A 22,353-nucleotide genomic window follows, 5' to 3' on the forward strand; every position below is an offset into this window, starting at 1 on the left:
CGGATTGCGCTCCATATCCCAGCGACCGCGATATCGCTGCAGCACCAGGCTCCATAGCAGGCAGATCAGCAGGCAGGTGATGATCGCCGCCCGCCAATCCAGCAGCAGGGTGATCGGCGGCAGCAGCAGGCCGGCCAGCATGCCGCCGATCGGAACGCCGCATTGCTTGATGGAAAAGATCAGATTGCTGCGGCTGCCGATGGCGGCGCGGCTAAGCAGCAGGGAGGCGGCCGGATTGGTGAAGCCATAGCCCAGGCCGATCACCACGGCGCCGATCATCACGCCGGCCAGGCCCAGTGTTGCGGTGAACAGGCAGCCCAGCGCAGCCAGCCAGAGCGCGATCTGGCTGCTGCGCGCCGGTCCGAAGCGGTTCACTACGGCGCCGCCGATCAACGAGGAAAGCATGGCGCCGGTATAGACCATGGCTACCTGATAACCCACCAGTGATGCTGGCAGGCCCAGCCCATGCGCGGCATCGGGCGCAATGGCCGATAGCGACATCGAGCAGAGCGTGGTGAAAGACTGTGTCGCCATGGTGGCGATCAGCACAGTCCAGATCGGCAATTTTTTCGGGGCTGTATCGGACGTTGACATGCTTGCACTTTATCGCCACTCCGGCTTACGCCGGAATGACGATAAAGTGCAAGCATTGTTGTGCGCCGGAAGCGACTATTCCGCCGCCGCTTTGTTGTCCTGGGCGGGTTTCCAGCGCAGCACCGGCTTGCGGGCGGCCTGGGTTTCGTCCAACCGGCGGCGTGGCACCAGATAGGGCGCGCCGTGGAAATAGTCGGCGGCTTGCTTGCTTTGGGCGCGTTCGGCCAGGCCGCGCAGCACCATGATGAAATGGTCCAGCGCATCCTTGCTTTCGCTTTCGGTGGGTTCCACCAGCAGCGCGCCATGCACCACCAGGGGGAAATACACCGTCATCGGATGATAGCCCTCGTCGATCAGGGCCTTGGCATAATCCAGGGTGCTGACGCCGGTATCCTTGAGGAAGCTATCGTCGAACAGGGCTTCATGCATGCAGGGGCCTGCGAATGCAGGACTCATCACATCGTCACACGAGGCCATCACGTAGTTGGCGGCCAGAACGGCATCCTCGGCCACGCGCTTGAGGCCATCGCCGCCATGGCTGAGCATGTAGGCCAGCGCGCGGATGAACATGCCCATCTGGCCATGGAAGCCCTTCATGCGGCCGAAACTCTTGCCGCTTTCATCCTGTTCCACCAGGCGATAGCCATTCGCATCGTGGATCACATAGGGCAGCGGCACGAAATCCTTCAGCGCATCCGACAACACCACCGGGCCAGAGCCGGGGCCGCCGCCGCCATGGGGCGTGGAGAAGGTTTTGTGCAGGTTGATATGCATGGCGTCGATGCCGAGATCGCCCGGCCGCACCTTGCCCACGATGGCGTTGAAATTGGCGCCGTCGCAATAGAAGAAGCCGCCGATGGAGTGGATCATATCCGCCACCTGACGGATATCGCGCTCGAACAGGCCGCAGGTATTGGGATTGGTCAGCATGATCGCCGCCACATCCGGGCCCAGCTTGGCACGCAGGGCTTCCAGGTCCACGCGGCCATCGGCTGTGGCGGGGATCGGGTCTACCGTATAACCGCACATCGCTGCCGTGGCCGGATTGGTGCCATGGGCGGATTCCGGCGCCAGGATGCGCTTGCGGGCATCGCCGCGTGCGATAAGGGCGGCGCGGATGCTCATCAGGCCGCAGAGTTCGCCATGGGCGCCGGCAGCAGGCGACATCGCCACTGCCGGCATGCCGGTCAGCGTCTTCAGCCAGCCGGCCAGTTCGTCGATCAGCGCCAGCGCGCCCTGCACGGTGCTTTCCGGCTGCATCGGATGCAGATCGCCCAGGCCTTTCAGCCGTGCCAGTTTTTCATTCAGGCGCGGATTATGCTTCATGGTGCAGGAGCCGAGCGGGAACACGCCCATATCGATGGCGTAGTTCTTGCGGCTCAGGCGCACGAAATGGCGGATCACCTGGGGCTCGGACAGGCCAGGCAAACCGATCGCGCCCTTGCGGCGCAGGCCGCCCAGGCGCTCCGCCACATTCGCCGGTGCGGGCAGATCAACGCCGCAGCGGCCGGGCTCGCCCTGTTCGAAGATCAACGGTTCTTCATGCTCAAGGCCCTTATGGCCGCCGATGGTGGCATAGCCCCCGGCTGGTCCGCTGTTGTCGGCGCCGGCATTGGGTGTCGTTTGGCGTCCCTGCTTGTTCAGCATCACAGCACCTCTTCCAGCGCGCTGCGCAGCGCCGACATATCATGTTCGGTGTTCATTTCGGTGGCGCTCACCAGCAACAGATGCTCGGCTGCCTTCTCACCGGGCCACAGCCGCGAGGCCGGAACGCCGCCGAGAATGCCTTTCTTCGCCAATGCTTCCACCACACCCGCTGCCGGCTTGGGCAGCGCGAGGGTGAATTCGTTGAAGAAGCTGCCATTCACCAGCTTGATGCCTTTGAGGCCATCCAGCTTGCCGGCCAGTTCCACGGCCTTGGCATGATTGATTTCGGCCAACCGGGTGAAGCCGGCTTCGCCCAGCAGTGAAAGATGGATGGTGAAGGCCAGCGCGCAGAGGCCGGAATTGGTGCAGATATTGGAGGTGGCCTTCTCGCGGCGGATATGCTGTTCGCGTGCGGACAGCGTGAGCACGAACCCGCGCTTGCCATCCTGGTCCACGGTTTCGCCGCAGAGCCGGCCCGGCATCTGGCGCAGGAATTTTTCCTTTGCCGCGAACAGGCCCACATAGGGCCCGCCGAAACTGAGCGGCACGCCCAGCGACTGGCCTTCCGCCACCACGATATCGGCACCCATCTCACCCGGCGGCGTGATCAGGCCGAGCGATACCACTTCGCTCACCGCCACGATCAACAGCACGCCCTTGGCCTGGCAGGCCTTGGCCAGCGGGCGCAGATCGCGCACATGGCCGAACAGCGAGGGATTCTGCACCACCACGCAGGCGGTCTGCTCGTCGATCAGGGCAGCAAGATCCTCGTTGCCCTCGGCATCCATCGGCGCTGCCAGATAGGGCTGATCGGTCTGGCGCATCAGGGTTTCCACCACGCCGCGATAATGCGGATGCAGGCCGCCCGACAACACGGCTTTCTGCCGCCTGGTGGCCCGCTGGGCCATCAGCACGGCCTCGCCGCAGGCGGTGGCGCCGTCATACAGCGAGGCATTGGCCACATCCATGCCGGTGATCAGCGCCACCTGGCTCTGGAACTCGAACAGATATTGCAGCGTGCCTTGCGCGATTTCGGGCTGATAGGGCGTGTAGGAGGTAAGGAATTCGCTGCGCTGGATCAGGTGATCGGCGGCGGCGGGAATATGGTGGCGATAGGCGCCGGCACCCAGGAAGCAGGGTGCATCGGCCGGCGACAGGTTGCGTGCCGCCAAAGCGCCGATATGGCGCTCTACTTCCAATTCCCCGCGATGATCCGGCAGTTCTATGGCCGCGTTCAGCGCATCGGCCGGCACGTCCTTGAACAGCGCGTCGATATCCGCCACGCCGATCTTTGCCAGCATGGCCTGGCGGTCGGCGGCGGTTTGTCCGAGATAGCGCATGCCAGCCTCAACCCAGCGATTTTACGAAAGCATCATAGCCGGCGCGGTCCATCAACCCGCCAAGCTCGCCGGAATCCGACAGCTTGATCTTGGTGAACCAGCCCGCACCTTCGGCGTCCTGGTTCACCAGCGATGGATCGGCGGCCAGGGCATCGTTGCTTTCAACCACACTGCCCGAAACCGGGGCATAAACCTCGCTGGCGGCCTTAACGGATTCAACCACGGCCATCTCGCCGCCCTGCTTCACGCCGCGGCCAGGCTCGGGCAGTTCCACGAATACTACATCGCCGAGTTGCTCCTGGGCATAAACGGTGATGCCTACGGTGCCGGTATCGCCGGCAACGTCGATCCATTCGTGGTCCTTGGTGAAATAGAGGGTCATAGGTGCTGTCTCCGGGCTCAGGCTTTGGCGTAACGCTTGGTGATGAAGGGCATGGCAGAGATGCGGGCAGGCAAGGGCTTGCCGCGCACCAACAGGTTGATGGATGTGTCGATGGCGGCAGACGCAGCGGCGACATAGCCCATGGCAACCGGTGCATCCACACTTGGGCCGAAACCGCCCGAGGTGATCATGCCGATCTTGTTGCCGCTGATATCGAGGATATCGGTGCCTTCGCGAGCCGGGGCGCGGCCTTCGGGGCGCAGGCCCACGCGCTTGCGGGTAACGCCTTCCGCCAATTGTTTTTGGATGATCCCGGCGCCGGGGAAACCGCCTTCGGCGCGGCGACGCTTGGAAATGGTCCAGGTCAGGCCGGCTTCGATGGGGGAGGTGGTGGTGTCGATATCATGGCCGTAAAGGCACAGCCCGGCTTCCAGACGCAGGCTGTCGCGTGCCCCCAGGCCGATGGGTTTCACTTCGGGCTGCGCCAGCAATTTGCGGGCGAAGGCATCGGCGGCATCGGCGGGCAGCGAGATTTCGCAGCCATCCTCGCCGGTATAGCCGGAGCGGGTGACGAAACAACTGATGCCATCCAGCAGGATTTCCGCGCCCTGGCCGAATTGCAAAGCGGCGATTTGCGGATTCAGCCGCGCCAGCACGGCCACCGCTTCGGGGCCTTGCAAGGCCAGCAGGGCGCGGTCGGCCAGATATTCCACTTTGCAATCCGGCAGGCCGGCTTGCAGCAATGCGATATCCTGTTGTTTGCAGGCCGCATTCACGATCACAAGCAGATCGTCGGCGCGCTTGTTGATCATCAGATCGTCGAGGATACCGCCGGCCTCGTTGGTGAACATGGTGTAGCGCATGCGGCCCACTTCAAGGGCTTGCACATCGCCGGGCACCAGGCGTTCGATGGATTTGGCGGGATCGGCGCCGGTGATGCGCACCTGGCCCATATGCGACACATCGAACAGACCGGCGGCGGCGCGGGTATGCTTATGCTCGGTGAGGATGCCGCTGGGGAATTGCACCGGCATTTCATAGCCGGCAAATGGCACCATGCGACCGCCCAGTTCTTTATGCAGGGCGTTCAGGGGCGTTATATGCAGGGTTTCGTCGGAGGAAGCGCTCACTGGACCTCACAGGTTTCAACAGAACAGGCGGCGCGGCGGATTTGCACCCACCGCTGCCCCCTCTGTCCTGAGAACCTGAGAGATTCGCCAAGCATGCTTTGATGCCTGACTTACTCCGTCGGTGGGCCGGATTGCACCGACCGCTTTCCAGAGTTTCGCTAGATCCCTGCGGTCCTTTGGCCTGAGAGTTTCCGGGGCGGTTGCTCCTTCGGCGTACCGGGCCCGGCTTTAGTCAAGCCGGCTGGCACCTCTCCCGCGGGGATGCGCGCGAATGGGCCGAGCATAGGCGGGCAGGCCGGGGAGTCAAAGCCTTTCGCCGATTTGTCGCAAAAAGCTGGGGAAAACTCGGGTTGACAGCGCCGTAGCCAGGATTACCCTGACAGGCAAAGCAGATAAGGCCTGTCCGACTCGGGCTAGGCGCGGAATGTCAGGGAGGCGAACATGAACCCGTTTTTCATCGAGCAGATGGCGATGTATTCCGCCTATCACCGCGATGCGCGCAATCGTGCCACGCATTTCATCGGCATTCCGTCCATCGTCTTCGCGCTGTTCATTCCGCTATCCTGGGTTTCGCTTGGGCAAGCAGGCGGCATCGCAATCACCGGCGCGACATTGCTATGGGTGGCAACCGGGCTGTTCTATCTGTGGCTCGATCGTGCCATCGGCCTTGGCATGGTGATCGTGGCCGCGTTTTTGCTCTGGGCCGGGCAATGGGTAGCCGGCTTGGGCAGCACCATCGGCTGGAGCGTGTTTGCCATCGCCTTCGTGGGCGGCTGGGTGTTCCAGCTTGTCGGCCATGTCTTCGAGGGGCGCCGGCCGGCATTGGCCGATAATCTGTTGCAGGCACTGATCGGCCCGATGTTCCTGGTAGCGGAAACCGTATTCGCTGCCGGTATGAAGCATGAATTGCATGAAGCCGTGGAAGCGCGCTGGAAGCATTATTCGGTGGGTGCCGTGCAGGCGCGCGCTGCCGGCGCGAATTGATGAATCCGCGCTGGAAGCAGCGGCCGGAAGGATCTACCTGGGGCGATTTCGGCGCGGATGACCGGCTGGGCCGGCTTAATCTCATAACAGCCGATAAGGTTCGGCAGGGCATTGCGGAGGTACGCGAGGGCCGCAGCTTCTGCCTGTCGTTGCCGCTGGATTATCCCGGCGGCAACCTGCTCAACCCGCGCCGCTATCCGCCGAAGTTATACGGCGTAGTGCGTGAAGGGCGGGCCAACATGCCGTTCCGCCTGTCGGTTTACGATGTGCGGCATAACGACGTGATGTGCGACGATGCCGCGCTGATCTACCTGCAATATTCCACGCAATGGGACAGCTTCGCCCATGCCGGCCAGATGTTCGATGCCGATGGCGATGGTGTGCCGGAGCCGGTTTTTTACAATGGCTGGCGTGCCGGCGAGCATGTGCCGGAGGCGCTGGATATGGGCGGCGAGCCCAGGCTGGAGCGCTTTCTCTCGCCGGGCAGCGAAGTTCTGGGAATCCATAATTTCGCGCGTCATGGTCTGCAGGGGCGCGGCGTGCTGGTCAACTTGTTCGACGGAATCGGTCGCAGGCGCGAATGGGTGGGTTACGACACTTTGATGCGGGCCATGCAGGCGCAGAAGGCGGAGGTGGAGCCGGGCGACATGCTTTGCTTCTACACCGGTTTTGCCGATCTGCTGTTGGAGATGGAGCGTAAGCCTGATCTGCACCGGCTGGAAAATAGCTGCGCCGTGTTGGATGGCCGCGACAAGCGGTTGTTGAACTGGATTGCCGATAGCGGCGTAGCCACGCTGATCGCCGATAATTATGCCGTGGAAGGCCTGCCGGCCAAGGATGGCGGCCCGGATGGCCATGCTGCCTTGCCGTTGCATGAACATTGCCTATTCAAGCTGGGCGTGCCTTTGGGCGAAATCTGGTATCTGGCGGAATTGGCGGCCTACCTGAAACAGCAGGAACGTAACCGTTTTTTGCTCACCGCCCCGCCCCTGCGGCTGCCTGGGGCGGTAGGGTCTCCGGTCACGCCGATCGCTACGGTATAGCGCTACAGTATTGAACGTGTAATTAACTGCATTTTCCCCCTGCATCTGGCAAATTTTTCCTGACAGAATGCAACTTTGATGGAAGAGTGATTGTCGGCATTACATGCTGAGGGGGAAGCTATGGCCTGGTTCCGCAATTTGAGCCTATCGGTGAAGCTGTTTGCCGTGGTGGCAATCCTGATTGCGACCGCCGCGATTCAGGTTTTGGTCGCTATAAATGGCGCCAACAAGATGGAAGCGGCGCTGGATCGTATCGAGCTGAAGGGCGACCAGATCGAGCATGCCGGGCGCGGCGGCATCAATTTCGTGCAATTCGTGCGGATGACCGAAAATATGACGCGCCCGCTTTCACCGGAATTGCGCGAGCGCGTGGTGGCCGGTGCGGCCGATGAATTGCGGCGTTTTCTCGGCCGGATGGAGCGCTTGAAGCCGTTGCTGGATGATGATTTCGAGAAGAGCGAATTTGCCTTGGCGATGGCTGCGGCGGAAAAGTATCAGGACAGCTACAAGCGCATATTGGCCGATACCGAACAGCTGCGGTTCGAATTGGCTGAGCGAACGGTGATAGCTGCCTCGCAGCATTACAATGCGGCGCGCCAGCATATACGCAATCTGGAGGAGCGCTTCACCAGCGAGTTGAATGAAGAAGAACAGATGGAGCGGGCAAGCGTAATCCAGATGCGCCAAGCCCTGATCCTTATTGCCATCGTGGGTGGCGGCACCGGCTTGCTGCTGGCGCTGGGGATCATCATTTATGGCGTGACGCGGCCCCTGGGCGGCATGATCGGCGCCATGCAAAGGTTGGCGCAGGGCGATCTGGAAGCGGATGTTCCGGTGCTGCGACAGACCGATGAGATCGGTCGTATGGGGTCGGCGTTGGCAGTGTTCAAGACCAACGCGGTTGAGCGTCGCAATGCCGAAGCAGCGGTAGAGGCGCAGCGCCGCGAGGCCGACCGCCTGCGGCAGGAGAGCGAGCACCGCGAAAGCAAGGCGGCCGAGGAGGTGGCCGACCTTTGCCGCCGCATCGTGGCGGGCGATCTTTCGGGCCGTCTCGACGAGGCAGACAAAGAAGGATTTTTGCTGGCTTTGAGCCGCGAACTGAATCGTTTGTCGGGCACGCTTGGTTCGGTGACCGGAGATTTGGCGCAGGTGATGCAGGCCATGGCGGAAGGCGATCTGTCCCGCGAGGTGGCCGGTGAATATGAGGGAGTGTTTGCCACGCTGAAAGGGTCTGCAAATGGCATGGCCGGAAAGTTGCGCGAATTTGCCGGCCGCTTGCTGAATACCACCCAGACGGTGCGCGGCGCATCCAACGAAATCTCCACCGGGAGTCAGGATCTGGCGCAACGCACCGAAAGCCAGGCTGCCAGCATTGAGGAAACTGCTGCCTCGATGCACGAGATAACCACCACCGTGCGGCAGAATGCCGACAATGCCCAGGCCGCCAATCAACTGGCCACGGCTGCCCGCGATACCGCCGAAAAGGGTGGCTCGATCACTGAGCAGGCCGTGGTGGCAGTGAGCGAGATCGAGGAGAGCGCACGCAAGATCGCCGATATCATGGCGCTGATCGACGAGATCGCCTTCCAGACCAACCTGCTGGCCTTGAATGCCTCGGTGGAGGCGGCCCGTGCCGGCGAGGCCGGCAAGGGCTTTGCCGTGGTAGCGCAGGAAGTGCGCGCATTGGCGCAGCGCTCGGCCAATGCCTCGAAGGAGATCAAGGCGTTGATCCAGGCTTCCAACGCGCAGGTGAAAACCGGTGCCGGTCTGGTGAATCAGGCAGGTCGGTCGCTGGTGGATATCGTGGGGGCCGTGAAGAAGGTGGCCGACATCGTGGCCGAGATTGCTGCGGCCAGCCGCGAACAGGCCACGGGGCTGGATCAGGTGAACACCGCCGTGGCCAGCATGGATGAGATGACCCAGCGCAATGCCGCCCTGGTGGAAGAAACCACGGCTGCTGCGCAATCCCTTGCCAACCAGGCCAATGAACTGGCGGAATTGGCGCGTTTCTTCAAAACCGGTAACGAGATTCGCGTGAATACGCCCGCTGTCGGAGCCGGGCTGCAGAAACCCGCCGTAAGCAAACCGGCAGCGGCTGCTGTTCCGGCCGCCAAGCCAGCCATTGCCAGGCCCGCACTTGCCAAGCCAGCCGCTCCCAAGCCTGTTGCTACCAAGCCGGTGCCAACGCCATTGGCGCCTGCGCGGGCATTGCCGCCTGTGGCCGATGACGATGATTGGAAGGAATTCTGATCCGGTTCTGCCGGGGCTTGTCAGGCCCTGCGATAAACACCAATCTTCCGCCTCCGGCTTCTGTAGGGAGGAAGCGGGGTTTGAAGCGCAGGGATAATAAAAATGAATGGTGCGGAAAGTTTGGTGCGCACGCTGATCGGTAGCAGCGTGGATGTTTGTTTTGCAAATCCCGGTACATCGGAAATGCATTTCGTGGCGGCGCTGGATCATGTGCCGGGTATCCGCTGCGTGCTGGGGCTGGCCGAAGGCGTGGTGACTGGAGCGGCCGATGGTTTCGCCCGCATGGCCGGGCGGCCGGCGGCAACCTTGCTGCATCTCGGCCCCGGCCTGGCCAATGGCGTTTCCAATCTGCATAACGCGCGCAAGGCCAATTCGCCGATCGTGAATGTAGTGGGCGAGCATGCCACTTATCACATCGCCTATGATGCGCCGCTGACCGCCGATATCCAGGGGATTGCGCGGCCGGTTTCCCATTGGGTGGGCACCGGCCTCACGGCGCCGGAAATCGCCGGACTGGGTGCGCAGGCTGTCGCCGAGGCGCGCAAGGGCGCGGGCTGCATCGCCACTCTGATCCTGCCCGCCGATACCGCCTGGACCGATGCACCGGCTGGCCCGGCCAAGCCGGTGGCGGTGGCGCCGCTGCAGCGTGCCGAGGAGGCCGCGATAACGGCCGGCGCCATTGCGCTGAAACGCGGCGGGGCCAAGGCCATGCTGCTGCTGGGCGGCAAGGCGCTGCTGAAACGCGGCCTGCGTGCCGCTGCCCGCATTCAGGCCGCGACCGGCTGCCAACTTTCCGGCCAATCCTCGAATGCGCGGATTTCACGCGGCGAGGGTCTGCCCGATGTGGGGCGCATTCCTTTCGTGATCGGCTCGGCGCTGGATTACCTGAAGGATTTATCCGAGATCGTGCTGGTGGGGGCGAAAAATCCGGTGGCCTTTTTCGCCTATCCTGGCAAGCCCAGCCTGCTGGCGCCGGAAGGCTGCGGCATCACGCCAGTGGCCCCGATCGACTATGATCTGGATGATGCGCTGGAGCGCCTGGCCGATGCCCTGCGTGCGCCAGCCAATCCGCTGTTGCCGCCGCGGCCGGCCAGGCCAGACCTGCCTAGCGGCGCGGTTTCGCTGGATGGTATTGCGGCGGCGCTTGCCGCATTGCTGCCGCAGGATGCAGTGCTGATCGATGAATCCGTTACCTCGGGCCGTTCGATCTACAATGTCACCGCCGGCTCGGCCGATCACGAATGGTTGCAGAATATGGGCGGCTCGATCGGCTTTTCCATGCCGGTAGGCGTGGGGGCAGCGATTGCCTCGCCCGAACGCAAGGTGGTGGTGCTGACCGGCGATGGCAGCGCGGCCTACACGCTGCAATCGCTGTGGACCATGGCGCGCGAGAAACTGAATGTGACCGTGGTGGTATTTGCCAACCGGCGCTACAGCATTCTGCAGGGCGAATTGAAGAATGTGGGTGTGCAGAATCCCGGCCCGCGCGCCGTGGATATGCTGACCATCGGCCGGCCCGACATGAACTGGGCCAAGCTGGCCGAGGGCCATGGCGTGGAAGGCGTCACCGTGGATGATCTGGATGGTTTCGTGAAGGCCCTGCGCGATGCCTTCGCCGATACCAATCCGCGCCTGGTGGAATTGCTGCTTTAGGCCGGGTTATTTCACCACGCCGAGGGCCTGCATCAGCGGCATGCGCCGCTGATGTGCCTTGGCATCCTCGGTCAGTTGCGCCAGATGCGCATCATCGCCATCCAGCGGTTTACCATCCTTGAATATCTTCTGGCCCAGCGCGTTCATCATGGCATACACCGCCTTCGCCAGCGCAGCCGGGGTTTTGGCGCCTTCGGCCTGGGCCAGCATAAACATCTGCGGCAGTTTCTGCACCGTCACGCCGCCGCCCAGCACCGGCGAGGCCAGATAATTGATCTCGGAAACCTGGCGGGCGCGGGCAAGCACATGGCTGTTGAAGCGCTGTGCATTGGCCCGGCAGACCTGCTCCTCGGCGGCGCTCTGTGCCACGCCCAGATGGTTGGCGCCGATCAACAGCGTGATGGCCTGTACAATCTGCGCCTGGTTGGTTTCCGGCCGTGCGGCTGCGATTTCGCTTAAGCTTTTCGGCTTGTAATTATCGGCAGCCAGGGTTTGCAGCAACGGCTTGTAGATCTGTTCGGCCAGATTGATCTCGCCCAAAGGCGAGGTCAGTTTCATCGGAATTTCGTCAGGCAGGGTCAGTAGCACCACGCGGGTCTCGCTCAGCAGCGCGTTGCGCTCGGCGATGGTCAGGCGGCGGGCGCCGCGCAAATAAATGTCGCGGCGGAAAACCTGGTTCAGCAGATAGTCGCGGGCGGTTTCGCGCAGCATCGGATGGGCAATGCCGGCCAGGAAGTTGCGCGCCGCATCGTTGAGGTTCACCGCATCCACATGGTCCAGCAGGTTGGACGAGCCGGCGAAGCTGAGCTTGGCGTTTTCGAGCATTTTCGCCACATCGGCGAAATACATCGGCTTCCAGTCGCGATTGAAATATTCGTGGGCCAGGTAATTCACCGGCTTGCCCTTCAGGCTTTTCAGCCTTTCACGCGCGGCCGGCGCCTGGCGGAAATACAGCGCGCCGGCGGCATCCACTGCCTCGCCGAAGCCGATGGCATTGTTGATGCGGTCGGCGATGCCTTTCTCCTGGCTGCCGGCGATATCCTCGTGCAGTTTCATCAATGCGCGCAGCGGCATGGATTGCGACCAGCCGGGCAGGGCGTTGTAGGAAAGATAGAGCGCACCGCCGAGTTTCAGCCGTTTGCGCATCAGCGCCACCATGGTGTCGCGATTTTCGTCGGACACCCAACTCCATACGCCATGGGCGCAGATGTAATCGAATTGCGGCAGGTCGTCGCGCGCCAACAATTCGGCGAAGCCATCGTCCAGCACATGGCTGCCGCTGCCGGTGGCGGCCGCCAGCGCCTGGGCATTGGCGGCCTGGGCGGGGTTGAAATCGGTGCCCCAGAACTGCCCGCGCGTGCTTGCGGCATGGATATTGAGCGACAGGCCCTGGCCGAAGCCCAGCTCCAGATAGCGGATATCGCTGGCAGGGGGCGGGGCAAAGCCGCGCGATATGAGGGCAAAGCGCAGATGCGCCGGGTTCATCTCGCGGTAATAGCCATGGGTGTAGTCGATCTCGGCTACATAGCCGGAGGTCCATTCAGGCTGCACGATGATGATCCTTTTCGCGCCGTGAGGTCGGTTGCAATATTGTTGGGACAGATATTGGCGGGCAAGGTTTGGATAAACCCTTAACGGGCATTCCATTGCCCGCAACCAGGTCGGAATTGGCCGAAAAGGGCGGCCGACAGGCCCTGTTGACAGAACTGGGCGGGATTTGTATGGTCCGCCCGCTTTTCGCGCCGAGGCGGATTCCGCTTCGGCTTTTTCGTTCACCGGTTCTTCGGGTCCGGTTCAGAGCCATAAGGTCGTGTCATGAAAGTCATCAATTCGCTCAAGTCGGCCAAGACCCGCCATCGCGATTGCCGCGTGATCCGCCGCAAGGGCCGGGTTTTCGTCATCAACAAGACCAACCCGCGTTTCAAGGCCCGCCAGGGCTGATACGCGCGTCCGGCTGGCTGAATAGCCATCTGGATCAAAGGTTTAAAAAGGCCTGGACGGTTTGGATCGTCCAGGCCTTTTTGCGTTTTCCGGCTTGACGAATATACGCAGTCCGGCATATTTGTCTGATAACCAGACAAATATGCCATGTATCATCATCCAGACCTTCCACATCCGCATCTGCCACGCAGCCAAGGGCTGGGCGATGGCCTGGCGCGCCAGCTGGCCGAATGGATTTCCGGTGGCGGCGCCGGCCCGGGCGAGCGGCTCCCCACTGAAAAACAACTGGTGGAACGCTTTGGCGTGAGCCGAGCCGTGGTGCGCGAGGCGATTGCCCGGCTGAAGGCTGATGGCTTTGTTGAGACGCGCCAGGGCGCCGGTGCTTTTGTGGCGGCCCGGCCCGGTCAGGGCAGTTTCAAGCTCGGCAGCATGGCCGACGACGACCTGAACCATGTTTTCGATCTGCGGGCTGCCGTGGAAGCCAAGGCGGCCGAACTGGCGGCCAGACGTCGATTGCCGGAAGATATTGCAGCTATCCGTGCCGCATATCAGGCCATGCAGCAGGCTTTGCAGAGCGGGCAGGCCGGTGCCGAAGCGGATGATGCGTTTCATGCGGCCATCGCGGTAGCCAGCGGCAATCCCCATCTGGGCCGTTTTCTGGATTATCTGGCTGGGCAATTCTCGGCCAGCCGGGCGCTTACATGGTCGGCGGATGCCATTGCCGATGGCCGTGCTGCGGCCTCGCAGGCCGAGCATGCAGCCATCCTGTTGGCGATCGAAGCCGGGGATACGGCTGCCGCTGCGATTGCCGCTACTCGCCATGTAGAGAATGCCACCCGCCGCGCAAAAGAGAATACGCCATGCTGATGCCGCCGCCCGATGCAGCCATCCTCGAACAGCGCAACGGCTTGATCGAGGATTTGCGGCGGATTCTGCCTCATGAAGCCGTGATCGTGGATGAGCGCTCACTGAAGGCATTCGAGTGCGATGGTCTCACCGCTTATCGCCAGGTGCCGATGGTGGCGGTGCTGCCCAGCAATACCCAGCAGGTTTCAGCCATTCTGGCCCTGTGCCATTCACGCGGCGTGAATGTGGTGCCACGCGGCGCCGGCACATCGCTTTCCGGTGGTGCGCTGCCGCTGGCCGATGGCGTGCTGATGGGCATGGGCAAGTTCAACCGCGTGCTGGATATCGATTGGGACAATCGTTGCGCCGTGGTGCAGCCGGGCGTGACCAATCTGGGCATCACACGCGCAGTCGAGCATCGCGGCTTTTATTATGCGCCGGATCCATCCAGCCAGATCGCCTGCACCATCGGTGGCAATGTGGCGGAAAATTCCGGCGGCGTGCATTGCCTGAAATACGGCCTCACCACGAATAACATCCTGGGTGTGGAGCTGGTTTTGATCACCGGCGAAATCATTCGCCTGGGCGGTCGGCACCTGGATGCGGAAGGCTACGACCTGCTTGGCCTGGTCTGCGGCTCGGAAGGCCTGCTCGGCGTGATCACCGAGGTGACCGTGCGCATCCTGCCCAAGCCGACCACCCAGCGCGCGCTGCTGGCGGGCTTTCCAAGCTCGGAAGCTGCCGGTGATTGCGTGGCCCGCACCATTGCCGCCGGCATCATCCCGGGCGGCATGGAGATGATGGATAGGCCCGCCATCCATGCCGCCGAGGATTTCGTGCAGGCCGGCTATCCGCGCGATGTGGAGGCGCTGCTGGTGATCGAACTGGATGGCCCGCCCGCCGAGGTGGACGACCTGCTGCATCGTGTGAATGCCATTGCCAATGCCTGCGGCGCGGTGAGCTGTCGTGTCAGCGAAAGTGAAGAGGAGCGTTTGCGCTTCTGGGCCGGGCGCAAAGCGGCTTTTCCGGCGGTGGGGCGCATCTCGCCGGATTATCTCTGCATGGATGGCACTATCCCGCGCAAGAAGCTACCGGAAGTGCTTACGCGCATGAACCAGCTTTCCGAGAAGCATGCCCTGCGCGTGGCCAATGTATTCCATGCCGGCGATGGCAATCTGCACCCGTTGATTCTCTACGATGCCAACAATCCCGGCGAACTGGAACGCGCGGAAGCTTTCGGCGCCGACATCCTGCGGCTTTGCGTCGAAGTGGGCGGCGTGCTCACCGGCGAGCATGGCGTGGGCGTGGAAAAGCGCGACCTGATGCCGGCGATGTTCTCGGAAGCCGATCTGGCCCAGCAGCAGCGCGTGAAATGCGCCTTCGATCCGGATCATCGGCTCAATCCCGGCAAGGTGTTTCCGCAATTGCATCGCTGCGCCGAACTCGGTCGCATGCATGTGCATAAGGGCAAGATCGCCTTCCCGGATATTCCGCGTTTTTGAGGCCGGGCATGACCGACACCTTCATCCCAACCACCGCGCAGGAAACCCTCGATGCCATCGGCTGGGCCGTGGCGGAAGCCAAGCCGCTGAGGCTGTTTGGCCATAACAGCAAGGCGCGTTTGGGCCGCCCGGTGCAAACAGCTTACAATCTCGATCTCAGCCGCCTGCAGGGCGTGGTGGAATACGAACCGGCAGAATTGGTGCTCACCGCAAGGCCTGGCACACCCATGGCAGATATCGAGGCTTTGGTGGCCGGCCAGGGCCAGATGCTGGCTTTCGAGCCGCCGGATTTCGGCCCGCTCTGGGGCGGCGCTGCCAATCGCGGCACTTTGGGCGGTGCCATCGGCGCCAACCTGGCTGGGCCGCGCCGTTTCAAGGCAGGCGCCATGCGCGACCATCTGTTGGGATTCAGTTGCGTCACCGGCCGGGCGGAAATCATCAAGGCCGGCGCCAAGGTCGTGAAGAATGTCACTGGCTACGATCTGCCAAAGCTGGTCTGCGGTGCTTATGGCACGCTTGCGGCGCTTACCGAGGTGAGCATCAAAGTGCTGCCCGCGCCCGAGAAGACCCGCACGATCCTGATCTATGGCCTGAGCGACGAGGCCGCCATCAAGGCGATGGCCGAGGCGGCAGCCTCGCCGCATGAAGTCTCCGGCCTGGCCCATCTGCCGCAAACCGTGGCCGCGCGGTCCGGCGTGCGTCATGTCGGCGATGCCAATGCTGCCGTTACGCTGATCCGGCTGGAAGGCACGGATATATCGGTGAAGGCACGCTGCACGGCTTTGCGCGAGCAGCTTGGCCGGCATGGCGCATTGGAGGAATTGCATTCGCTGAATTCCGCCTGGGCCTGGCGCGAAATCCGCGATGTGTCGCTGCTGGTTCAGCCATTGGATCGGCAACTCTGGCGCATCAGCCTGCCGCCCATGCAGGGCGCGGCCTATCTTGCCGCCATCCGCGCCGCTTTGCCGATGGCGGAAGCGCTATATGACTGGGCGGGCGGCTTGCTCTGGCTCGCACTTCCCGCTGTCGAGCATGCCCATGCCGATCTGCTGCGCGGCGCCCTGGCGGCATGCGGCGGCCATGCCACGCTATTCCGCGCGCCTGATTCCGTCCGCGCGGCAATACCCGTGTTCCAGCCGCAGCCGGAGGCTTTGGCCGCGCTCTCGCGCCGCGTGAAGCAAAGCTTCGATCCAGGCAATATTTTGAATCCTGGCCGCATGGAGCCAAGGCAAATGGAAGCAGGCGTGTAACATGCAAACCAGCTTCACCCTCGCGCAACTGGCCGATCCGGATATCGCGATCGCCAACGATATTCTGCGCAAATGCGTGCATTGCGGCTTTTGCACCGCCACTTGCCCCACCTATGTGCTGTTGGGCGATGAGCGCGATAGTCCGCGCGGGCGCATCTATCTGATCAAGCAGATGCTGGAAGCCGGCGAGGCGGCCACGGAAGAAACCGTGTGGCATGTGGATCGCTGCCTGTCCTGCCTGTCCTGCATGACCACCTGCCCCAGCAGCGTGCATTACATGCATCTGGTGGATCATGCCCGTGCACATATCGAGGAAACCTATAAGCGGCCTTTGGGCGAGCGTTTGCTGCGTTGGCTGCTGGCGAAGCTGTTGCCCGATCCGACGCTGTTCCGCTGGGCTTTGCGCGGTGCGATGCTGGCGCGGCCTTTCGGTTTTCTGCTGCCTGGGCGGTTGCGTGGGATGGTGAAGATGGCGCCCAAGGCATTGCCCAAGCCTTCGGCCATGGATGCGCCGCAGGTTTTCGAGGCGGAAGGCGAGCGCCGCCTGCGCGTGGCATTGATGACCGGCTGCGCCCAGCGCGTGCTGGACCCCGCAATCAACGAAGCCAGCATTCGCCTGCTCACCCGCCATGGCTGCGAGGTGGTGGTGGCGCAAGGCGCAGGCTGCTGCGGCGCGCTCACCCATCATATGGGGCAGGTGGAGGATTCGCATGCCAAGGCCAAGGCGAATATCGCCGCCTGGATTGCCGAAGCCGAGGGCGAAGGCCTGGATGCCATCGTGATCAACGCATCGGGTTGCGGCACCAATGTGAAGGATTACGGCTTCATGTTGCGAAACGAGCCGGAATGGGCCGAGCATGCCGCGAAAGTATCGGCGCTGGCCAAGGATATCTCGGAAGTGCTGGCGCAATTGCCGCTCAAGCCCAATGGCGCGGCGCAGGGCAGGGTGGTGGCTTATCATTCCGCCTGCTCGCTGCAGCATGGCCAGAAAATCACCAGCCTGCCCAAGCAATTGCTGGTCAAGGCGGGATTCGATGTGCGCGATGTGCCGGAAGGCCATCTCTGCTGCGGTTCGGCGGGCAGCTATAATCTGCTGCAGCCAGACATCGCCACTCAATTGCGCGACCGTAAAGCCGAAGCCATCGCCGGCACCAATGCCGAGATCGTGGCGGCTGGCAATATCGGTTGCCTGGTGCAGCTCAACCAGGGGCTGGAGGCGCGCGGCGCCGGCCGGCCGGTGCTGCACAGTGCTATATTGCTCGATTGGGCCACGGGCGGGCCGCAGCCGAAAGGCCTGTGATAAAATCCTGGCTTGACGCTTAAGCCGGCTTGTCTCTAACATGTCCGCAGCATGTATATACATGTCTAGCCATGGAGCGTGCCATGACGGCCTTGCTGCTCACCCCAGGCGAAATCCCGCTCTCCGATCTGCGGCGGCTGCATGCCGGTGCGCCTTTCTCGATATCCGAGGCGGCGCGGCCCGGCGTTGATGCCAGTGTAAAAACCGTGGCCGATATCGTTGCCGCCGGCCAACCGGCCTATGGCATCAATACCGGTTTCGGCAAGCTGGCCCAGGCCGGCATTGCGGCCCATGACCTCTCTGCGCTGCAGCGCAACCTTGTGCTGTCCCATAGTGTGGGCACCGGGCCGCTGCTGGATGATGATTGTGTGCGGCTGATCCTGGCGCTGAAGGCGGCCAGCCTGGCGCGCGGCCATTCCGGTGTGCGCTGGCTGGTGATCGAGCGGCTGGTCGAGTTGCACCGCCACGATATCCTGCCCTGTATTCCCGCTCAGGGTTCGGTGGGGGCTTCGGGCGATTTGGCGCCGCTTGCCCATATGAGCGCCGCCATGCTGGGCATCGGCGATGTGCGTGTGCAGGGTGTGCAGATGCCGGCCATCGAGGCGCTCAAGCAGGCGGGCTTGCAGCCGTTGCAACTCGGCCCCAAGGAGGGATTGGCGCTGCTGAATGGCACGCAGGTTTCCTGTGCTTTGGCCCTGCGCGGTCTGTTTGCGGCGGAACGTGCGTTTGCGTCCGCGCTTGTATCCGGCGCGCTGAGCGTGGAGGCCGCCAAGGGTTCCGACACCCCCTTCGATGAACGCATTCATGCTTTGCGCGGTCAGCCTGGGCAGAAGGATGTGGCGGCTCTGTTCCGCAAGCTGATGGCGGGCAGCCGCATCCGGGAATCGCACCGCGATTGCCCGCGTGTGCAGGATCCGTATTCGCTGCGCTGCCAGCCGCAGGTGATGGGTGCGGCGCTGGATCTGCTGCGCCATGCGGCCGATACGCTTTGCACCGAGGCTAATGCGGTATCCGACAATCCGCTGATCTTCGCCGATACCGGCGAAGTGCTGTCGGGCGGCAATTTCCATGCCGAGCCGGTGGCTTTCGCCGCCGATATGATCGCCATGGCGCTGGCCGAGATCGGTGCGCTGTCGGAACGCCGCATCGCCTTGCTGGTGGATGCCAATATGAGCGGGTTGCCGGCCTTCCTGGTCTCAAGGCCCGGCCTTAATTCCGGCTTCATGATCGCCCAGGTGACGGCGGCGGCCCTGGTGGCCGAGAACAAGCATCTGGCGCATCCCGCCAGCATCGACTCGCTGCCCACTTCGGCCAATCAGGAAGACCACGTGTCCATGGCCACCCATGCCGCGCGGCGGCTTGGCGATATGGCGGAAAACCTCGCTGCCATTCTCGGCATCGAATTGCTGGCGGCCGCTCAGGGCATTGAATTCCACCGTCCGCTGCAAAGCTCGAATGCGCTGGAGGCTGTGCACGCCGCCATCCGCGCCAAGGTGGGGCCATATTTCGAAGATCGCTTCTTCGCGCCCGATATCGAGGCAGCAAAAACCATGGTGCGCCAAGGCCTGTTCCGGCAATGGGTCGAAGATATTTTGCAATAGGTGAATACCATAGTATTAGTGCAGTTGAATACTATGGTATTCAAGAATTTACGTAGTATTTAAAGTATATGCCGAATGCTTCTCCTCGAAAATTACTTCGAGGCGACCATGGGCAATCTGCTGTATTTCGGCGACAACCTGAAGATCATGCGTGAATTCATCAAGGATGAATCCGTCGACCTGATCTACCTCGATCCGCCGTTCAATTCGAATGCCAGCTATAATGTGCTTTTCAAGTCGCCGATCGAGCCGGCGTCAGCGCAGGTCAAGGCGTTTGAGGATACCTGGCATTGGGAAATCGAGGCGCAAACTGCTTTCGAGGAATTGGAAAGCAGAAGCATGGATACGTTTCGTCTGCTTCTATCGCTGAAAAGTTTTTTGGGTACGAGCGATGTGATGGCCTATCTGGCGATGATGGCGATCAGGCTTGTCGAAATGCATCGGATACTTAAACCAAACGGCTCGATATATCTCCATTGCGATCCCACCGCGAGCCACTATTTGAAGATACTCATGGATGGCATCTTCGGTGCGACGATGTTTCGCAACGAGCTTATTTGGAAGCGAAACTCTGCGCATAGCGACGGTAAGCAAGGCGCGAAACATTATGGAAGAATCAGTGATTGTATTCTTTTTTATTCTAAAGGCAGCAAGGTCATATGGAATCAGCAATACGCGCCATATGATGCAAAATATATAGAGAGGGATTATCGCCGCATCGATGAAAATGGTCGTCGGTATCGACTCAGCGACATACAGGGGCCGGGGAGAGCCGAGAAAGGCAATCCTTTTTATGAGGTAATGGGTGTTTTCCGGCACTGGCGTTATACGAAAGAAAATATGCAGCGGCTCATAGAGCAAGGGCGGATTGTGCAAACAAGGCCGGGTGCGGTGCCTCAGTACAAGAGATACTTGGATGAAATGCCCGGGGTTCCGATTCAAAACCTCTGGGATGATATCCCTGTCATCAATAACAGATCGAAAGAAATGCTCGGGTACCCTACGCAAAAACCCATGGCATTGCTGGAGCGAATTATTCTCACGTCGTCGAATCCAGGCGATATCGTGTTGGATCCATTCTGCGGTTGCGGCACGGCCGTTCATGCTGCGGAGAAACTGGACCGTAAATGGATCGGGATTGACATAACCTATGTTGCATTGAAGGTTATTCGAGATCGTTTGGCGTCGAATTTTCCTTCGGTGCGTTACGCCATGCGCGGCATTCCCCGCGACGTGGAGGCGGCACGCCGCCTGGCGGAGCAGACGCCGCATGAATTTCAGAATTGGGCGATCTCGGAACTTGGTGGCAATTCGCGCGGCAAAGGTGCGGATCGCGGGATCGACGGTGATATCGTATTCATGACCGGGCGCGACGAATACCGCCGGGCCATCATTTCGGTAAAGGGCGGCAAGTATGTCGCGCCGGCTGCCATTCGTGAATTGATCGGCACGGTGAAGCGGGAGCGGGCCGAATTCGGCATCTTTATCTGTTTCGGGCCGCTCACACGCGAGATGCGCCGTGAAGCCGCCGAGGCCGGACAGGTTGAGTTGCCCGGCGGCGACAGACCGCGCATCCGTATCGTCACCGTGGAAGAATTGCTGGCCGGAGCCAACCTCGGCCTCACCGTGGTGCTGGATAGCGTTTCCAGCGCCAGCGAAGCCAAGCGGGTGCAGGCAAAGCGCCAGCGCAAGACCAAATCCGCCGACCCGAAGCAGAAGAGCATGATGCTGCCGTTGAAGGGCGGCCGTTCTCATGACGCGCCGCATGGCAAGAGCCTGGAATTGCCCTTGGAAGAGGCCGCCACCGGGCGCAAGCGGGCCGGTCGCAGGTCATGATCCTGTTCAGAGTCGTATGCTGAGGTAATCCCGCACGCGGGCGTCTCGCCAAGCCATGTCGAGATGCCGGTTCTGGGCGCGGGCCGTGGTGCAGGCGGCCAGTGCCTGTTCGCGGCCGAGTGCCAGTGATGGCGACAGCAGATGCGCCGGCGTGGCGGCGCGCAGCCGTTCGGCCACATGGTCCGGCGGCGAAGGGCGGCTGGCCAACCAGGCTTCGGCATCGCGGAAGCCGTCACGCATCGACAGCGCAATCATGTAATCACAGGCAAGTTGCGGGGCAGCGGGTTGATTGGGCGGCGCGGTCAGCAAGGGCAACAGCGGCGCCAGGCTGGGGATTACGTGATTGGCATAAACCTCGGTTTCCCAGTAGCTGGCGGCGATGGCGGCGCAATGGGCAATATCGCGCACGGATTCCATGCCGCTTTCAGCCAAAGGCAGGATTTCGATCTGCGGCTTTTTCGGGTCGACGGTATCGTTGCCCACATCGACATAGAGTGCGCCGATTTGCAGGGCGTTCTGGAAATATCGCCCGCGCAATATGCCCCAGATGGAGCGTATCTCGCCGCCGGCCAACAGGAAATCGCGCAGCGCCACCATGCCCGGATCGGTGGCGGAACGCATCGTTTCGGGCAGCAGATTCAGCGCCACGCGCGCAATCGGCTCGCAACGGCCGATCGGATAGGGCTTGCCGAAATACTCCGGCATGGCGGGTTTCAACTGCGCGTCTACGGCATGGCGCAGGGCCCTCAGGGCGTCGGTCAGTGCATTTATGTGAGGCGACAGATAGCGGTCGGTCAGCGCCTGCATCTGCGGCGTGACGGGAGCCATTTCCTGCGGGAGTAACTTCATGGCGATAGAATCACATCGATTTTCCTGAAGGGGCTCACCAGAATGGCTCACCGCCGGCTCTAGCAATCCAAGGCTTTGATTTTTCAGGAAATGGTGGGCGGTGCAGGGATTGAACCTGCGACCCCAGCAATGTGAATGCTGTGCTCTACCGCTGAGCTAACCGCCCGTCCGTGTGCCGGCGGTCTCGCCGGACGGGCAGCTTAAT

At 62.0% G+C, this 22,353-nt stretch carries 18 protein-coding genes, 1 tRNA gene and 1 riboswitch; of the genes, 11 read left to right on the plus strand and 8 right to left on the minus strand.

Features of this window, described 5'->3' with window-relative positions; translation table 11 throughout:
- From KF827_RS09160 to gcvT, 5 genes are all read right to left on the minus strand, one after another.
- Positions 1 to 594, minus strand: a 594-nt coding sequence (locus KF827_RS09160) for an MFS transporter (protein WP_291003797.1), incomplete at its 3' end; no start/stop codon positions are given.
- 75 nt (positions 595 to 669) lie between these two features.
- Entirely contained in the window at positions 670 to 2,244 is a 1,575-nt protein-coding gene (gcvPB, locus tag KF827_RS09165) for an aminomethyl-transferring glycine dehydrogenase subunit GcvPB (RefSeq protein WP_291003801.1), read from the minus strand.
- The gene (gene gcvPA / locus KF827_RS09170) at positions 2,241 to 3,581 is read right to left on the minus strand and encodes an aminomethyl-transferring glycine dehydrogenase subunit GcvPA (protein WP_291003805.1); all 1,341 of its coding nucleotides are present in this window, start codon (positions 3,579 to 3,581) and stop codon (positions 2,241 to 2,243) included. The genes gcvPB and gcvPA overlap by 4 nt, the downstream gene beginning before the upstream one ends.
- A gap of 7 nt (positions 3,582 to 3,588) precedes the next feature.
- Complete coding sequence (gcvH, locus tag KF827_RS09175; RefSeq protein ID WP_291003808.1) at positions 3,589 to 3,963, minus strand: glycine cleavage system protein GcvH; 375 nt, start codon at positions 3,961 to 3,963, stop codon at positions 3,589 to 3,591.
- A 17-nt stretch (positions 3,964 to 3,980) separates the two neighbouring features.
- Complete coding sequence (gene gcvT, locus KF827_RS09180) at positions 3,981 to 5,093, minus strand: glycine cleavage system aminomethyltransferase GcvT (protein WP_291003811.1); 1,113 nt, start codon at positions 5,091 to 5,093, stop codon at positions 3,981 to 3,983.
- Between the two features lie 159 nt (positions 5,094 to 5,252).
- Positions 5,253 to 5,359, minus strand: a riboswitch (glycine riboswitch).
- A 175-nt stretch (positions 5,360 to 5,534) separates the two neighbouring features.
- On the opposite strand from gcvT, the gene KF827_RS09185 reads away from it, so the two are divergent.
- The 4 genes from KF827_RS09185 to KF827_RS09200 all read left to right on the plus strand — a co-directional run bounded on the left by KF827_RS09185 (position 5,535) and on the right by KF827_RS09200 (position 11,023).
- Positions 5,535 to 6,077 (plus strand): DUF962 domain-containing protein, encoded by a 543-nt coding sequence (locus KF827_RS09185; protein WP_291003814.1) that lies wholly within the window; start codon positions 5,535 to 5,537, stop codon positions 6,075 to 6,077.
- Positions 6,077 to 7,120, plus strand: a complete 1,044-nt coding sequence (locus KF827_RS09190; RefSeq protein WP_291003817.1) for a cyclase family protein — start codon at positions 6,077 to 6,079, stop codon at positions 7,118 to 7,120. The genes KF827_RS09185 and KF827_RS09190 overlap by 1 nt, the downstream gene beginning before the upstream one ends.
- Positions 7,121 to 7,240: 120 nt before the next feature.
- Positions 7,241 to 9,370, plus strand: coding sequence for a methyl-accepting chemotaxis protein (locus KF827_RS09195; protein WP_291003821.1), 2,130 nt, complete (start codon positions 7,241 to 7,243; stop codon positions 9,368 to 9,370).
- Positions 9,371 to 9,472: 102 nt separating this feature from the next.
- Complete coding sequence (locus KF827_RS09200) at positions 9,473 to 11,023, plus strand: acetolactate synthase large subunit (protein ID WP_291003824.1); 1,551 nt, start codon at positions 9,473 to 9,475, stop codon at positions 11,021 to 11,023.
- Between the two features lie 6 nt (positions 11,024 to 11,029).
- On the opposite strand, the gene KF827_RS09205 is transcribed toward KF827_RS09200, so the two are convergent.
- A complete protein-coding gene (locus tag KF827_RS09205; protein ID WP_291003827.1) occupies positions 11,030 to 12,574 on the minus strand; it encodes a class I SAM-dependent methyltransferase in 1,545 nt (514 codons plus the stop codon).
- Positions 12,575 to 12,838: 264 nt separating this feature from the next.
- On the opposite strand from KF827_RS09205, the gene ykgO reads away from it, so the two are divergent.
- From ykgO to KF827_RS09240, 7 genes are all read left to right on the plus strand, one after another.
- Entirely contained in the window at positions 12,839 to 12,964 is a 126-nt protein-coding gene (gene ykgO / locus KF827_RS09210; protein ID WP_291003830.1) for a type B 50S ribosomal protein L36, read from the plus strand.
- 147 nt (positions 12,965 to 13,111) lie between these two features.
- Positions 13,112 to 13,831: a FadR/GntR family transcriptional regulator gene (locus KF827_RS09215; protein ID WP_291003832.1), complete on the plus strand. Its 720-nt coding sequence runs from the start codon at positions 13,112 to 13,114 to the stop codon at positions 13,829 to 13,831.
- Entirely contained in the window at positions 13,825 to 15,312 is a 1,488-nt protein-coding gene (locus KF827_RS09220; protein WP_291003835.1) for an FAD-linked oxidase C-terminal domain-containing protein, read from the plus strand. Before KF827_RS09215 ends, KF827_RS09220 begins: the two co-directional genes overlap by 7 nt.
- An 8-nt stretch (positions 15,313 to 15,320) precedes the next feature.
- Positions 15,321 to 16,562 (plus strand): glycolate oxidase subunit GlcE, encoded by a 1,242-nt coding sequence (gene glcE, locus KF827_RS09225; protein WP_291003838.1) that lies wholly within the window; start codon positions 15,321 to 15,323, stop codon positions 16,560 to 16,562.
- Between the two features lies 1 nt (position 16,563).
- A complete protein-coding gene (glcF, locus tag KF827_RS09230) occupies positions 16,564 to 17,862 on the plus strand; it encodes a glycolate oxidase subunit GlcF (protein WP_291003841.1) in 1,299 nt (432 codons plus the stop codon).
- Between the two features lie 83 nt (positions 17,863 to 17,945).
- Positions 17,946 to 19,463, plus strand: coding sequence for a histidine ammonia-lyase (hutH, locus tag KF827_RS09235; protein ID WP_291003845.1), 1,518 nt, complete (start codon positions 17,946 to 17,948; stop codon positions 19,461 to 19,463).
- 75 nt (positions 19,464 to 19,538) lie between these two features.
- Positions 19,539 to 21,299: a DNA methyltransferase gene (locus KF827_RS09240; protein ID WP_291003849.1), complete on the plus strand. Its 1,761-nt coding sequence runs from the start codon at positions 19,539 to 19,541 to the stop codon at positions 21,297 to 21,299.
- A gap of 6 nt (positions 21,300 to 21,305) precedes the next feature.
- On the opposite strand, the gene KF827_RS09245 is transcribed toward KF827_RS09240, so the two are convergent.
- Both KF827_RS09245 and KF827_RS09250 read right to left on the minus strand, forming a co-directional pair.
- Positions 21,306 to 22,148: a hypothetical protein gene (locus tag KF827_RS09245; RefSeq protein ID WP_291003851.1), complete on the minus strand. Its 843-nt coding sequence runs from the start codon at positions 22,146 to 22,148 to the stop codon at positions 21,306 to 21,308.
- 91 nt (positions 22,149 to 22,239) lie between these two features.
- Positions 22,240 to 22,314, minus strand: a tRNA-Val gene (locus KF827_RS09250).
- Positions 22,315 to 22,353: the final 39 nt, after the last annotated feature.

The organism is Ferrovibrio sp. (genome assembly GCF_019636075.1).
Lineage (GTDB): Bacteria > Pseudomonadota > Alphaproteobacteria > Ferrovibrionales > Ferrovibrionaceae > Ferrovibrio.

Excerpts from the sequence above, each read along its gene's own strand:
- KF827_RS09200 (WP_291003824.1), top strand. The coding sequence starts at position 9,473 with ATGAATGGTGCGGAAAGTTTGGTGCGCACGCTGATCGGTAGCAGCGTG.
- ykgO (WP_291003830.1), top strand. The coding sequence starts at position 12,839 with ATGAAAGTCATCAATTCGCTCAAGTCGGCCAAGACCCGCCATCGCGAT.
- KF827_RS09185 (WP_291003814.1), top strand. The coding sequence starts at position 5,535 with ATGAACCCGTTTTTCATCGAGCAGATGGCGATGTATTCCGCCTATCAC.
- KF827_RS09195 (WP_291003821.1), top strand. The coding sequence starts at position 7,241 with ATGGCCTGGTTCCGCAATTTGAGCCTATCGGTGAAGCTGTTTGCCGTG.
- hutH (WP_291003845.1), top strand. The coding sequence starts at position 17,946 with ATGACGGCCTTGCTGCTCACCCCAGGCGAAATCCCGCTCTCCGATCTG.
- KF827_RS09190 (WP_291003817.1), top strand. The coding sequence starts at position 6,077 with ATGAATCCGCGCTGGAAGCAGCGGCCGGAAGGATCTACCTGGGGCGAT.
- KF827_RS09240 (WP_291003849.1), top strand. The coding sequence starts at position 19,539 with ATGCTTCTCCTCGAAAATTACTTCGAGGCGACCATGGGCAATCTGCTG.
- KF827_RS09220 (WP_291003835.1), top strand. The coding sequence starts at position 13,825 with ATGCTGATGCCGCCGCCCGATGCAGCCATCCTCGAACAGCGCAACGGC.
- KF827_RS09245 (WP_291003851.1), bottom strand. The coding sequence starts at position 22,148 with ATGAAGTTACTCCCGCAGGAAATGGCTCCCGTCACGCCGCAGATGCAG.
- gcvH (WP_291003808.1), bottom strand. The coding sequence starts at position 3,963 with ATGACCCTCTATTTCACCAAGGACCACGAATGGATCGACGTTGCCGGC.
- glcE (WP_291003838.1), top strand. The coding sequence starts at position 15,321 with ATGACCGACACCTTCATCCCAACCACCGCGCAGGAAACCCTCGATGCC.
- glcF (WP_291003841.1), top strand. The coding sequence starts at position 16,564 with ATGCAAACCAGCTTCACCCTCGCGCAACTGGCCGATCCGGATATCGCG.
- gcvPA (WP_291003805.1), bottom strand. The coding sequence starts at position 3,581 with ATGCGCTATCTCGGACAAACCGCCGCCGACCGCCAGGCCATGCTGGCA.
- KF827_RS09215 (WP_291003832.1), top strand. The coding sequence starts at position 13,112 with ATGTATCATCATCCAGACCTTCCACATCCGCATCTGCCACGCAGCCAA.